9 protein-coding genes and 1 pseudogene are annotated in these 13,604 nt (G+C 71.9%); 8 read left to right on the top strand and 2 right to left on the bottom strand.

Annotation, left to right across the window (positions count from 1 at the left end):
• Positions 1-164: 164 nt before the first annotated feature.
• Positions 165-1,211, bottom strand: coding sequence for a LacI family DNA-binding transcriptional regulator (locus ACZ5DC_RS38265; RefSeq protein ID WP_468660723.1), 1,047 nt, complete (start codon positions 1,209-1,211; stop codon positions 165-167).
• A gap of 248 nt (positions 1,212-1,459) precedes the next feature.
• On the opposite strand from ACZ5DC_RS38265, the gene ACZ5DC_RS38260 reads away from it, so the two are divergent.
• The 7 genes from ACZ5DC_RS38260 to ACZ5DC_RS38230 all read left to right on the top strand — a co-directional run bounded on the left by ACZ5DC_RS38260 (position 1,460) and on the right by ACZ5DC_RS38230 (position 11,852).
• Positions 1,460-2,755: an extracellular solute-binding protein gene (locus ACZ5DC_RS38260; protein ID WP_468660721.1), complete on the top strand. Its 1,296-nt coding sequence runs from the start codon at positions 1,460-1,462 to the stop codon at positions 2,753-2,755.
• A 6-nt stretch (positions 2,756-2,761) separates the two neighbouring features.
• Complete coding sequence (locus tag ACZ5DC_RS38255; RefSeq protein WP_450845083.1) at positions 2,762-3,673, top strand: carbohydrate ABC transporter permease; 912 nt, start codon at positions 2,762-2,764, stop codon at positions 3,671-3,673.
• Positions 3,670-4,608, top strand: coding sequence for a carbohydrate ABC transporter permease (locus tag ACZ5DC_RS38250; protein WP_468660718.1), 939 nt, complete (start codon positions 3,670-3,672; stop codon positions 4,606-4,608). The genes ACZ5DC_RS38255 and ACZ5DC_RS38250 overlap by 4 nt, the downstream gene beginning before the upstream one ends.
• Before the next feature lie 31 nt (positions 4,609-4,639).
• The gene (locus tag ACZ5DC_RS38245; protein ID WP_468660716.1) at positions 4,640-5,911 is read left to right on the top strand and encodes a glycoside hydrolase 5 family protein; all 1,272 of its coding nucleotides are present in this window, start codon (positions 4,640-4,642) and stop codon (positions 5,909-5,911) included.
• A 66-nt stretch (positions 5,912-5,977) separates the two neighbouring features.
• Positions 5,978-8,998, top strand: a complete 3,021-nt coding sequence (locus tag ACZ5DC_RS38240) for an alpha-mannosidase (protein WP_468660714.1) — start codon at positions 5,978-5,980, stop codon at positions 8,996-8,998.
• 272 nt (positions 8,999-9,270) lie between these two features.
• Positions 9,271-10,524, top strand: a complete 1,254-nt coding sequence (locus tag ACZ5DC_RS38235) for a ParA family protein (RefSeq protein WP_468660712.1) — start codon at positions 9,271-9,273, stop codon at positions 10,522-10,524.
• Positions 10,521-11,852, top strand: coding sequence for a ParB/RepB/Spo0J family partition protein (locus ACZ5DC_RS38230; RefSeq protein ID WP_468660710.1), 1,332 nt, complete (start codon positions 10,521-10,523; stop codon positions 11,850-11,852). Before ACZ5DC_RS38235 ends, ACZ5DC_RS38230 begins: the two co-directional genes overlap by 4 nt.
• Positions 11,853-12,228: 376 nt before the next feature.
• Here ACZ5DC_RS38230 and ACZ5DC_RS38225 read toward each other — a convergent pair.
• Positions 12,229-12,567 (bottom strand): annotated as a pseudogene (locus ACZ5DC_RS38225) (ATP-binding cassette domain-containing protein); the annotation flags it as partial.
• Positions 12,568-12,762: 195 nt separating this feature from the next.
• On the opposite strand from ACZ5DC_RS38225, the gene ACZ5DC_RS38220 reads away from it, so the two are divergent.
• Positions 12,763-13,604 (top strand): phosphatase PAP2 family protein (locus tag ACZ5DC_RS38220; protein ID WP_468660708.1); only part of this gene is annotated, 842 nt, incomplete at its 3' end.

Below are 13,604 nucleotides of genomic sequence, written 5' to 3'. Positions count from 1 at the left end.
GCGATCTCCCACAGCCCGTCCGGAACAATCCAACTCCACGTACCCCGCCCCATACGCAGCCCAACGAGCGATCACCACATAGGACACCGTCTAAGCACCGCTACAGGATCGACGGCACCCACCCGCCCTCACGCGCCCCCAGGAGACAGCCGTCCCCACCCCCCTCACACCCCCCGCGCCGGCCCCGTGCTCTGGCGGGCGATCAGTTGCGGGAGCGGTACCTGGACCGTGGCCGGTGAGGAACCGTCCAGCAGGGAGAGCAGCTCTCGCGCGGCGGTGCGGCCGAAGGCCACGCTGTCCCGGGACAGCGCGGACAGCCACGGTTTGACCATCCGGCACAGCGCGGAGTCCTCCCACGCGACCACCGAGACGTCCTCCGGCACCGAGAAGCCGAGTTCGACGGCGGTGGCCACCCCGGCGACCGCCATCACGTCGTTGTCGTAGATCAGCGCGGTGGGCGCGGCGGGTGCGGACAGGACGCGGTGGGTGACGGCGGCGCCCTCGGCGTCCGAGTAGTCGGTGGTCACCGAGCGGACCTCGGTCAGGCCGCGCCGTTCGGCCTCGGCCCGCAGGCTGCGCATCCGGCGCTGGGTGTGCGCGAGGCCGGGGAGCCCGGCGATGTGCACGATCCGCCGGTGGCCCAGGGCGTGCAGTTCCGCGACGACGGCGGCCATCGCGCCGGCGTCGTCGGCCCACACCGCCGACAGCCGGGGGTTCAGCCCGGCCGGCGCGCCCCCGATCACCACGGCGGGCAGGCCGAGTTCGTCGAGGAGGCCGGGGCGGGGGTCGTCGGTGCGGGGGTCGACCATCAGGACGCCGTCGACCCGGTGCTCGGCCCACCAGGTCCGGTATACCGCGCATTCGTCGGCAATGTCCTCTACAACTTGGAAGAGCAGGCCGAGATGGCGTTCGGCCAGCACTTCCTGGATGCCCGAGACCAGCTGGAGGAAGAACGAGTCCACACCGAGCGTGTGCGCGGGCCTGGCCAGCACGAACCCGACCGTGGCCGCGCCCTCGCCGGACAGCTGGCGCGCGGCGGTGCTCGGCCGCCAGCCGAGCTGTTCGGCCACCCGGCGCACCCGGGCCCGGGTCACCTCGGAGACGCCGGGACGGTCGTTGAGGGCGAAGGAGACGGCGCTCTCGGAGACCCCGGCCCGTCGCGCGATGTCCTTCATCGTCGGCCGGCGCGCCGGTGAACGCTTGTCCGCCACTTCCGCTCCCATTCTCTGCCGGTGAGCACTAATGCGCTTGAGCGGGACCAGCCTAAAGCGCATTAGTGAGCAGTGACAAGGGGCAGGAGTCGCTTCTGTTACACGCGTCTGACCTGTGACTTTGGATGTGATGAGTAACTTTTCGACCTCGATCCATTGACATTTTTCCATCGAAGGATGCAAGGTCTGCCCCTGAACCCGTGGCCGGCATCGTCGCCGTCGCCCGCTGTCCGAAGGAGCCTCCAGCCGTGCGCATATCCCGCAGAACCCTCGCCACCGCTGCCGTCGTCGCGGCCCTGCTGCCGCTGAGTGCCTGCGGCTCCGGGAACGACGACAGCTCGTCGGGCGACGCTTCCGGCAAGATCCAGGGCGACATCACCTTCCAGACCTGGAACCTGCGCGCCAACTTCAAGCCCTACTTCGAGGGCCTGATCTCCGACTTCGAGCACCAGTACCCCGGCACCCACGTGAAGTGGGTCGACCAGCCCGCCGAGGGCTACGCCGACAAGCTCAGCGCGGAGGCGGCCGGCGGCACGCTGCCCGACGTCGTCAACGTCTCCCCCGACCTGGCCGCCCCGCTCGCCAGGGCCGGGCTCGCCCTGAACCTGGACAAGGACAAGGCGGCGGCGAAGTACAAGAGCGAGTACCTGCCGGGCGCGTGGAGCAGCACCGACATCCCGGGCCTGCCGGGCACCTGGGCGTTCCCCTGGTACCTGAACACCGGGCCGCTGTTCTACAACAAGGCCCTGTTCAAGGAGGCCGGCCTCAACCCCGACCAGCCGCCGAAGACGTACGCCGAACTGTTCGACGCCGGCCTGCAGATCTCCAAGAAGACCGACGGCAAGGTCGCCACCCTCGCCAACGTGCCGTCCATCGAGGACTTCGGCCGCTACGGCGTCCAGCTGGTGAACAAGGAAGGCACCGCCTTCTCCTTCAACGACGCCAAGGGTGTCGAACTCCTCACCAAGTACAAGGAGTTGTACGACGCCAAGGCCCTCGACCCGCAGGCCCTGACGGCCACGCCCGAGTCGGCCGGCCACAAGTTCCTCACCGGTGCCGTCGCCATGAACCCCGGCAGCGCGCTGGACCTGAAGAACTTCAAGACGCAGGCGCCGACCCTGTACAAGAACATCGGCATCACCGACCAGATCACCAGCACCGGCCACGTCAACATGTACGTGCAGAACGTGATGGTGAACGCGCAGTCCAAGCAGAAGCCCGCGGCCGTGGCCTTCGCGCACTTCGTCACCGACGCGAAGAACCAGATGGCCTTCGCCAAGCAGGTCGCCATCTTCCCGAGCACCGCCGGCTCCCTGAACGACCCGTACTTCACCAAGGAGGACGGCACCGACGAGACCCGGGTCCGGGTGGCCGCCGCCAAGTCGCTGAAGACGGCCGTGAACTACACGCCGGTGGTGTTCAGCGACCAGATGAAGACCGCGCTCCAGCAGGAGATCGCCAAGGCGCTCCAGGGCAAGGAGAGCCCCAAGCAGGCGCTCGACAACGCTGTCAAGGCCTGCGACCAGCTGCTCAAGCAGGGCTGATCCGCCGTGGCTCTCTCCTCCCCTGCTCGCCGGGGCTCCCGGGTGCGGCGCCAGCTGCCCACCAGTCCGTGGCTGTTCGCCGCACCCGGGTTGCTGGTCACCGCCGCGTTCGTGCTGTACCCGTTCGTGTCGACCGTGGTGAACTCCTTCACCGACCGTCGCACCCTGGTCCCGGGCCACTTCGTCGGTCTCGCCAACTACCGCGAGATGCTCCACGACGACCAGTTCTGGGTCGCCCTGCGCAACAGCACGCTGTACGTCGTCGGAGTCGTCCCGGCGCTGGTGATCCTGCCGTTGCTGCTCGCGCTGCTGGTGCAGAAGCACATCCCCGGCATCGCCTTCTTCCGGTCCGCCTTCTACACCCCGGTCGTCGCCTCGATCGTGGTCGTCGGCCTGATCTGGGTGTGGCTGCTGGACGAACGCGGTCTGATCAACTCGCTGCTGGAGACCCTGGGCGCCGGCCCGGTCGGGTTCCTCAGCGACCAGTGGCTGATCCTGCTCAGCGCCATGGCGGTCACGGTCTGGAAGGGCCTCGGCTACTACATGATCATCTACCTGGCGGCCCTCGCGAACGTGCCGCGTGAACTACACGAGGCCGCCGCCGTGGACGGCGCGGGCGCGGTCCGCCGCTTCCTCAGCGTCACCGTGCCCGCCCTGCGGTCCACGATGGTCCTGGTGGCCGCGCTCTCCTCGGTCTCCGCCTTCAAGGTGTTCTCCGAGGTGTACCTGATCGCGAACCCGACCGGCGGACCGGGCGGCGAGGACACCACCCTCGTCATGCTCGTACAGCGCACCGGCACCGGCCTGAGCGGCCGGGTCGGCTACGCCTCCGCCATCTCCGTGGTGGTCTTCCTGATCACCGTGGTGCTGATGCTGCTGGTGCTGCGCGCGGACCGGAAGGACGAGGCCCAGGCATGACCGACACCCTGCGCACCCCGGGCGAGCGGTCCGCCCGCCCGGGCCACCCGACGACCGACACCGCCCGGCGGACCGGCCGCCGCACCCGTTTCACCGACGAGACCGGCCAGCGCGTACGGCCCTGGGAACTCGTCCTGCGCTACCTGCTGCTGCTCGCCGTGCTGGCCCTGACGATCGGCCCGTTCCTGTGGCAGCTGTCGACCTCGCTGAAGGGCCCGACGGAGGACATCTACAGCTCCCCGCCGTCGTTCCTGCCCGAACACCCCACCCTGCACAACTACAGCCGGGTCGCCGACGTCATCCCCGTCTGGGACTACGCCCTGAACTCCCTCAAGGTCGCCGTCGCCAGCGTGGTCACCAACTGCGTCGGCTCCGCCCTCGCCGGCTACGCCCTGGCGCGGCTGCGCTACCGGGGCCGCAGGGTGGCCACCCTGGTCTTCATCCTGGCGCTGCTGGTGCCCGCCGAGAGCATCATCATCGCCCAGTTCACGACCATGCGGTCGCTGGACCTGAACAACACCCTGATCGGCGTGGTGCTGCCGGGCTGCGTCGGTGCGCTGAACGTGCTCCTGATGCGCAACGCCTTCCTCAACCTGCCGTACGAGATCGAGGAGGCCGCCTTCGTCGACGGCGCCAACGTCTGGCAGCGGTTCCTGCGGATCGCGCTGCCGTCGGTCAGGGGCACCCTCGCCGTCGTCGCGATCTTCGCCTTCATGGGCGCCTGGGACGACTTCCTGTGGCCGCTGATCGTGCTCGGCGACCCGTCCAAGTTCACCCTCACCGTCGGCCTGAACTACCTGCACGGCACCTTCGCCAACGACCAGCGCCTGGTCGCCGCGGGAACGATCATCGCCGTGGCCCCGCTCATCACCCTCTTCGCCTGCCTCCAGCGGTACTTCTTCCGCGGGGTCGGTGAGGGCGCCGTCAAGGGCTGAGCCCACGCCACCCCCCAGCTCAAGGACATCCATGCCTCCTGCCGTGCGCTTCGGCGTCAACTACACCCCCAGCGAAGGGTGGTTCCACCACTGGCTCGACTTCGACCTCGACTCCGTGCGCGCCGACCTGGACTCGATCGCCGCGCTCGGCCTGGACCACGTCCGGGTCTTCCCGCTGTGGCCCTACTTCCAGCCGAACCGGGCCCTCATCCGGCCGCGCGCGGTGGAACAGCTCGTGGCCCTCGCCGACGCCGCCGCCGAACGCGGCCTGGACGTCAACGTGGACGGGCTCCAGGGCCACCTGTCCAGCTTCGACTTCCTGCCCGCCTGGACACGCACCTGGCACCGGCGCAACCTCTTCACCGACCCCGAGGTCATCGACGGTCAGGCCGCCTACCTGCGCACCCTGGCCGCCGCCCTCGCCGACCGGCCCAACTTCATCGGCATGACCGTCGGCAACGAGGTCAACCAGTTCAGCGCCGGCCCCCACCCCGACCCGGACCGGGCCGCGCCCGAGCAGATCGACGCCTGGCTGGAGCGCATGCTCGCGGCCTGCGAGGAGGGCGCCCCCGGCCGGCTGCACCTGCACGCCGAGTACGACGCCACCTGGTACCAGCACGACATGCCGTTCACCCCGGCGCAGGCCGCCCGGTACGGCGGCGTCACCGCCGTGCACTCCTGGGTGTTCAACGGCACCGCCCAGCGCCACGGCCGTACCTCCGTACCCAGCGAGCACCACGCCGCCTACCTGGTCGAGCTGAGCAAGGCGTGGGCGGACGACCCGCACCGGCCGGTGTGGCTCCAGGAGGTCGGCGCCCCCGCGCCCCTGGTGCCCGCCGAGCATGCCGCCGCCTTCGCCGAGGCGACCGTCGCCAACGTGCTGGACTGCCCCGGCCTGTGGGGTGTCACCTGGTGGTGCTCGCACGACGTCTCGCGCGGCCTGGCCGACTTCCCGGAACTGGAGTACAGCCTCGGCCTGCTGACCAACGACCGGCGGCCGAAGGACATCGCGCGGGTGCTGGCCGACGCGGCCCGCCGGACCCACCGGGCGCCGGCACCGCGCACCACCGCCCTCGTCGTGCCCGCCGACCCGGAGAAGCGCACGGCGCTCGCCCCGGGCGGGGACCTGTACGACGCCTTCTTCCGGCTGACCGCCGACGGGGCGCGGCCCACCACCGTGCTCGACGTCCGCGCCGACGACGCGGACCACCTGCGGGCGCGTGGCATCACCGAGGTGGTCACGGCCGGGCAGGTGCTCCCGGCAGCGGGGACGGGCGCGGCGCGGGCGACCGCTGCCGAGTGACATCCCCGCACCCGTCACCCACCCTGGTAACCACCCTCCTGACGTACGACCTACGGAGCATCCCCCATGCATGACGACCGCACCCTGGTGGAAGCCCGCCTCAAGCGGGTCCTCGAAGAACGCATCCGCCCCGCGGTGTACCCCGAGTCCGTACCGCTTCAGGTGGCGGTGTGGCACGCGCCCGGCGAGCCGGTGCCGGTCGCGGAGGGACTGGCCGCCGAGCCCGAGCCGATCGAGGTGGGCGCCCGGTGGGGTGCTCCGTGGGGCACCAGCTGGTTCCGGGTGACGGGGACCGTGCCCGAGAAGTGGGCCGGCCGGACCGTCGAGGCCCTGCTGGACCTCGGGTTCGACGAGAACATGCCCGGTTTCCAGTGCGAGGGCCTGGTCTACCGGCCCGACGGCACGCCGGTGAAGGGCCTCAACCCGCGCAACCAGTGGGTGCGGATCGGCGCGCCCGTGGCGGGCGGCGAGGAGGTGCGGCTGCACGTCGAGGCCGCCTCCAACCCGGTCATCCTGGACTACCACCCCTTCCTGCCGACGCAGCTGGGCGACAAGGAGACCGCCGGCAGCGAGCCGCAGTACACCCTGACCCGCATGGACCTCGCCGTGTTCGACGAGACCGTGTGGCAGCTCGTGCTGGACCTGGAGGTGCTGGGTGAGCTGATGGCCGAGCTGCCGGTGGACTCCGCGCGCCGCTGGGACATCCTGCGCGCCGTGGACCGGGCGCTCGACGCGGTCGACCTCCAGGACGTGAACGGCACGGCGGAACGGGCCCGGCAGCAGCTCACCGGCGTCCTGTCGGCCCCCGCCGTGCCGTCCGCGCACCGCATCAGCGCCGTCGGGCACGCGCACATCGACTCCGCCTGGCTGTGGCCGCTGCGGGAGACGGTGCGCAAGGTGGCCCGTACGACGTCCAACATGACCGCGCTGATCGAGGACGAGCCGGAGTTCGTCTTCGCCATGTCCCAGGCGCAGCAGTGGGCGTGGGTGAAGGAGCACCGGCCCGAGGTGTGGGCGCGGGTGAAGAAGGCCGTCGCGGACGGGCGGTTCGTGCCGGCCGGCGGGATGTGGGTGGAGTCGGACACCAACATGCCCGGTTCGGAGGCGATGGCCCGGCAGTTCGTGCACGGCAAGCGGTTCTTCCTCGACGAGTTCGGCGTCGAGAACGAGGAGGCCTGGCTGCCCGACACCTTCGGCTTCGCCGCGGGCCTGCCGCAGATCATCAAGGCGGCCGGCTCCAAGTGGCTGCTGACCCAGAAGATCTCCTGGTCGCAGACGAACAAGTTCCCCCACCACACCTTCCAGTGGGAGGGCATCGACGGCACCCGGATCTTCACGCACTTCCCGCCCGTCGACACCTACAACTGCTCGATGAAGGGCAGTGAGATCGCGCACGCGGCGAAGAACTTCAAGGACAAGGGGCGGGCCCGGCACTCGCTCGCGCCCACGGGCTGGGGTGACGGAGGCGGCGGCACCACCCGCGAGATGGTCGCCAAGGCGGCCCGGCTGCGCGACCTCGAGGGCTCGGCGACCGTCGAGTGGGAGACCCCGCGCGCGTTCTTCGAGAAGGCCGAGGCCGAGTACCCCGAGCCGCCGGTCTGGGTGGGCGAGCTGTACCTCGAACTGCACCGCGCCACGCTGACCAGCCAGGCCAAGACCAAGCAGGGCAACCGGCGCAGCGAGCACCTGCTGCGCGAGGCGGAGCTGTGGGCTGCGACCGCGGCCGTGCGCACCGGGTTCCCCTACCCGTACGAGGAGCTGGACCGGATCTGGAAGACGGTGCTGCTGCACCAGTTCCACGACATCCTGCCCGGCTCGTCCATCGCCTGGGTGCACCGGGAGGCGCGGGCGACGTACGACCGGATCGCGGGTGAGCTGACCGCGATCATCGAGGGCGCCCAGCGTGCCCTGGCCGGCGAGGGCGGTACCGAGCTGGTCTTCAACGCCGCCCCGCATCCGCGTCACGGTGTGCCGGCCGGCGGCGCCGCCGCCCCGGCCGTGACCGGCGGCACCTCGCTCACGGCGCGCGAGGGCGGCGGGTTCACGCTGGACAACGGCCTGCTGCGGATCGAGGTCGACGCCCGGGGCCTGGTGGTGTCGGCGTACGACATCGCGGCGGGCCGGGAGACGGTCGCGCCGGGGCGGGCCGCCAACCTGCTCCAGCTGCACCCCGACTTCCCGAACATGTGGGACGCCTGGGACGTCGACGAGTTTTACCGCAACACCGTCACCGACCTCACCGGCGCCGAGTCGGTGCTGCCGGGCGACGACGGGGCGTCGGTGCGGGTCGTCCGCGCCTTCGGCGACTCCCGGGTCACCCAGGTGCTGTCCCTCCGGGCGGACGAGCGGCGGCTGGTCATCGACACCGAGGTCGACTGGCACGAGACGGAGAAGTTCCTCAAGCTGGCCTTCCCGCTCGACCTGCACGCCGAACGGTACGCCTCGGAGACGCAGTTCGGGCACTTCCACCGGCCCACGCACACCAACACCTCGTGGGAGGCCGCCAAGTTCGAGGCGTGCAACCACCGCTTCGTCCACCTGGAGGAGCCCGGCTGGGGCGTCGCCGTCGTCAACGACTCGACGTACGGCCATGACGTGACCCGGACCGTGCGGTCCGACGGCGACCTCGGTACGACCACGACGGTCCGGGTGTCGTTGCTGCGCGCCCCGCGCTTCCCCGACCCCGAGACCGACCAGGGCGTCCACCGCTTCCGGCACGCCCTGGTGCCCGGCGCCGGGATCGGGGACGCGGTGCGCGAGGGCTGGCGCGTCAATCTGCCCGAACGGCGCGTGACCGGCGCCCACGAGGTCGCCCCGCTGGTCACCGTGGACGACGACGCGGTCGTGGTCACGGCCGTGAAGCTCGCCGACGACGGCAGCGGGGACGTGGTGGTCCGCTTCCACGAGGCCCACGGTGGCCGGGCCCGGGCCACGCTCACGGCGGGCTTCGAGGTCGCGGAGGCGACGGTGACGGACCTGCTGGAGCGTCCGCTCGCCACGGCGGCCGTCCCGGACCGGGACGGCGACCGGATCGCCGTACGGCTGCGGCCGTTCGAGCTGGTGACGCTGCGGCTGCGGCGGGCCTGAGCGACGCGGCGCCGGCCGCGGCCCGGACACGGGTCGCGGCCGGCGCAGCGGCCGGTGTCCGCCGGGGACCGGCCGCTCGCGGGTGACCCGCTCGGCCGGGCGGCCGGAACCGGAACTGATCCGGCGAGTCGGCGAAATCCGTTACGCATGGGGGGAGATGGCGCGCGGACGACGGTCCCGACCGCCCTGACGGGCGGAACGGATCGTCAGGCAGTCGGCTTAACTAACGTGTCGGCGACGCGAACGATCACGAGCGTTAGTAAGGTACCCCCATGAGTTCTCCAGCCTCCTCCGGCGACCGCGACAAGGTCGTCTCCAAGCTGCCGGGCCAGCTACGGCAGGACCTGAAGGTCAGGGCCGCCCAGCACGGCATCGAGATCCAGGCCGCCGTCGAGCAGGGCATCAGGGACTGGTGCGCCCTCGCCTCGGCCACCGAACCCGTCGACACCGCGGGCGCCGACTCCTTCTCCACCTTCCTCCCGCCCGGACAGTGGGAGACGTTCCGCAAGGTGGCGGCGGACCGCAGCGTCTCCCTCATCCAGGGACTCGCCCAGTCCGTCAGGCTGTGGCTGGACTCCAACCCGGCGCCCGACGTCGAGCGGCCCAGCGTCACCCGGCGCATCATCGTCTGCAACCAGAAGGGCGGGGTGGGCAAGACCGCCATCACGGCCGGCGTCGGCGAGGCGCTCGCCGAGTCCCCCAACACCCTGCACGCCGTACGGGTGTCGAAGGCGCTCGCCAAGGCCCTGCGGGCCAGCGACGCCGGGGAGGGCGACGACGAGCCGCTGGAGATCGAGAACCTGCCCGGCCTCGGCATGCGGGTCCTGCTGGTGGACTTCGACCCCCAGTGCCACCTCACCAACCAGCTCGGCGCCGCCCCCCTGCCGATGAACGGCGACAGCCTCACCAACCACATGGCGGGCGACCCCAAGGGCGATCTGCGCGACCTCATCGTGCCCATCGACGAGGAGACCTTCGGCGACCGCCTGCACCTGCTGCCCGCGTGCAACGACGCCTTCCTCCTCGACGTGCGGCTGTCCGCCGTACGCGCCCGGGAGGCCGCGCTGGAGCGGGCCCTCGCCCCGCTGGAGGCGGACTACGACGTCATCATCGTCGACTGCCCGCCCAGCCTGGGCCTCAGCATGGACGCCGCCGCCTACTACGGCAGGCGCCGCGACGGCGAGAAGCCCGGTCAGTCCGGTGCGCTCATCGTCGTGCAGGCCGAGGACAGTTCGGCCGACGCCTACGAACTGCTCACCACGCAGATCGACGACCTGCGCGACGACCTCCAGATCGACATCGACTACCTCGGTATCGTCGTCAACCTCTACGACTCGCGCCGCGGTTACATCGCCACCTCCTCGCTCCAGGGCTGGGTCGACATAAAGGACCCGAGGGTGGTGGGACTGATCGGCGACCTGAAGGAACAGAAGGAAGCGGTCCGCATGAAGCAGCCCCTGCTGTCCTACGCCCCCAAGTCGCAGCAGGCCATCGGGATGCGCGCACTGGCCCGGGAGATCTCATGAGCAAGGCCGACCAGCTGGGCGCCGGACGCTTCGGCGGCGCCCGGCCCGTCAGCGCACGCCGGCAGGCCGTGGCCGCCGCGACCGGCGTGCCGACCGCGGGCGTGGCCCCGCCCAGTGAACTGCCCGTCCACCAGATCAGCCCCAACCCCGACAACCCCCGCTCGCAGCTGGGCGATCTGACCGACCTCGCGGGCAGCCTGAAGACCCACGGCCAGAAGCAGGCCATCACGGTCATGAACCGCGACGCCTACCTCGCGGCCAACCCGGACCGTGCGGGCGACCTGGAGCCGAACACCACCCACGTCGTCATCGACGGCAGCAGCCGCCTGGCCGCCGCCCGCGAAGCCGGCCTCGCCACCGTCAAGGTCATGGTGAGCGACGAACAGGGCAGCACCTCGGAGGAACTGCTCGAATCCGCGCTGGTCGCCAACATCCACCGACAGGACCTGGAGGAACTCGACGAGGCCCGGGCCCTCCAGCGGCTGCTCGCCATCCACGGCAGCCAGACGGCCCTGGCCAAGCGGCTGCACCGCTCCCAGGGCTGGGTGTCGCAACGGCTGGCGCTGCTCACGCTCACCCCCGAACTCCAGGCGAGGATCGGCCAGGAGCCCATCGACCTGCTGCGCGCCGTCGGCAACAAGCCGGCCGACCAGCAGATGGCGGCCCTGGAGGCGCTCAAGGCCGACCGTGCCCGCAAGGAGGCGGAGAAGGCGGCCCGCAAGGCCGCTCGCCAGGCGGAACCGGCGGCGGCCGACTCCGGTGCGGCCGCGGACGGCCACCCGGCCGTGCCGGACGCCGGACAGGCCGGCGGGGCCGCTGCGCCGGCGGTGCGCGACGAACCGCCGACGGTACCGGTCCAGGCACCGCCGCCCCGGGCAGCCACCGCCGAGCCGGTCCAGGCACCGGAGGTGACCGCCGAGACGGTCCGGGCGCCCCGGGCCCAGCCGGCCGCCGCCGACACCGTCCAGGCGCCGCCGGCGCCGGCGGTCACCGCCGACGCGGGCCGGGAAGCGGCCCGGTCCGAGGCGTCACCCGCCGTGTCCTCCCCGGTGCCGTCCAAGCCGGCGCCGGCGGTCACCGCTCCGCGCACGGCCGCCGCCCCCTCCGACGGCACCCCGCCCCCGGCCGCCAACGGGCAGACCGCGCGGACGCTGCCGTACGACGAGCCCGGCCCTCTCGCGATGCTGCTGGAGCGGAAGATCGAGAGCGACGACACGTTCTTCGACCTCATCGACTTCCTGGGCGTGTGGGCACTCAAGCGCGACCCCGCCCGGCTGGGCGCACTCGCGCAGCGCCTCGTCGACCAGGCCAGCGCCCAGGCCGACTGAACCGGTGTGTCCCGGCCCGCCCGTGTGTGAGCCGGGTGGGGCCTCCGACCAGGCCCCACCCGGCCGCCGGCCGGGGGACCGGCCTGCGTGGGTGCGGGCCCGGTGCCTGTGACACCGGGCCCGCACCGCGGGAAAGGCGGCGCTCGGCCCCCGGGGGACGGGCCGCCGCGCCACACGTGGTCCAACGCGGTCGGGTGCTTGACGACCGGACACCTCCACTCTCGCGCCGCACGGCCCGTGACGCCATGGGGCACACCCCACGATCGGAGCGCGGGCGGGATGAGGAAGTCCCTACAGGGCGCGCCCCGCCTGCCACTCCTCGGCGGTCCCGATCTACGACCGTCCCACCCACCCCTACACCCAGGCGCTGCTGTCCGCCGAGCTGGTCCCCGACCGTCAGCACCGGGTTGAGCGCCGACAGCGCGTCCTGGAAGACCATCGCCAGCCGCGCGCCGCGCACCCGGCGCCGTTCGCTCTCCTTCAGCTTCAGCAGGTCCTGCCCCTGGAAGAGGATCCGGCCGCCGGTGATCCGGCCCGGCGGGGTGTCGAGGATCCCCATCACGGCCTGCGCGGTCACCGACTTGCCCGAGCCCGACTCGCCGAGCACCGCCAGGGTCTCGCCCGCGTCGACGCCGTAGGAGACGCCGTTGACCGCCTTGGCGACCCCGTCCCGGGTCCGGAACTCCACGTGCGGGTCTCGCACTTCGAGCAGCATGTGTGCCCTCGACCACGCTGTGCGGTGGGCGGGCCGCGGCTGAGGTGTGCGGCGGGAGATGTTCCGGCGTGTGTGCCGATCCGGTCCCGTGTGCGGTGAGCGTGTCCCGGCGTGTGCGGTCGGCGACTCCCCCGTAGCATCGGGAACATGTCACGAAACGGAGGAAATGGTGTCGATCGGGGCTTCGGTGTGCGTGTGTCGGGACGGCTGGCGGCGGCCGGCGGTGTCGCGGCGGGGCTGGGCCTGCTGGTGTACACCGGGTTCGTGCGCACGGCGGCGGGCCAGCGCTGGGAGAACGCGGTGCTGGCCGGGCGGGCGCGCGACGAGACGCCGACCGCCGTGCACCAGGCGGACCGGGTCCTGGACCACATCACCGTGATGTCCCTGGGCAGCGCCGTGGGTGTGCTCGTCGTGATCGGGGTGGTACGCCGGCGCCCGGCCCTGACCGCGGTCGCCGTCGGCACCGTGGCCGGTTCGCTCGCGCTGTCCGAGGTGCTCAAGCGGCAGGTGCTCGGCCGGCCCGATCTCGTCGGCGTCCCGCCGGAACTGACCCACAACAGCTTTCCCAGCGGACACACCACCATCGCGATGAGCGTGCTGTTCGGGCTGGCCCTGATCGTGCCGTACCGGTTGCGCGCCGCCGTCGTGGGCGTCTGCTCGCTGTGGGCCACCGGCGTGGGCGCCTACACGGTGGCGGCCGGGTGGCACCGTCCCAGCGACACGATCGGCGCCGACCTGCTGGTCCTCACCGTCGCCTGTGGCCTCACCGCGGTCCTGGCCCGCACCGGCCGGGTCCGGCCCGCCCCGGGGCACCGGCATCCGGTGGGGTCGCTGCTGGTGGTCGTACCGCTGGTGGGCGCCGCGGTGCTGGGACTCGGCACCGGCGGGCTCCTGGCCGCGGGTGCCCTGTCCCACGCCGTGCCCGCCTGGTCCCGGCCTGGCGTCGCCTACACGGCCGGGCACGCCCTGGCCGCCGGCTTCAGCGCCGCGACCACACTCACCCTGCTCACCCTCCTCCGCCACTGCGACCTGGGACG

The organism is Streptomyces sp. NPDC031445, assembly GCF_055581365.1.
Note: the sequence above shows the minus strand (reverse complement) of the source record. Positions and strands in the feature narration are given on the sequence as shown.

What these genes read in the sequence shown, in the direction of transcription:
- ACZ5DC_RS38250 (WP_468660718.1), top strand. Translation starts at nt 3,670, where the DNA reads ATGACCGACACCCTGCGCACCCCGGGCGAGCGGTCCGCCCGCCCGGGC.
- ACZ5DC_RS38245 (WP_468660716.1), top strand. Translation starts at nt 4,640, where the DNA reads ATGCCTCCTGCCGTGCGCTTCGGCGTCAACTACACCCCCAGCGAAGGG.
- ACZ5DC_RS38240 (WP_468660714.1), top strand. Translation starts at nt 5,978, where the DNA reads ATGCATGACGACCGCACCCTGGTGGAAGCCCGCCTCAAGCGGGTCCTC.
- ACZ5DC_RS38235 (WP_468660712.1), top strand. Translation starts at nt 9,271, where the DNA reads ATGAGTTCTCCAGCCTCCTCCGGCGACCGCGACAAGGTCGTCTCCAAG.
- ACZ5DC_RS38230 (WP_468660710.1), top strand. Translation starts at nt 10,521, where the DNA reads ATGAGCAAGGCCGACCAGCTGGGCGCCGGACGCTTCGGCGGCGCCCGG.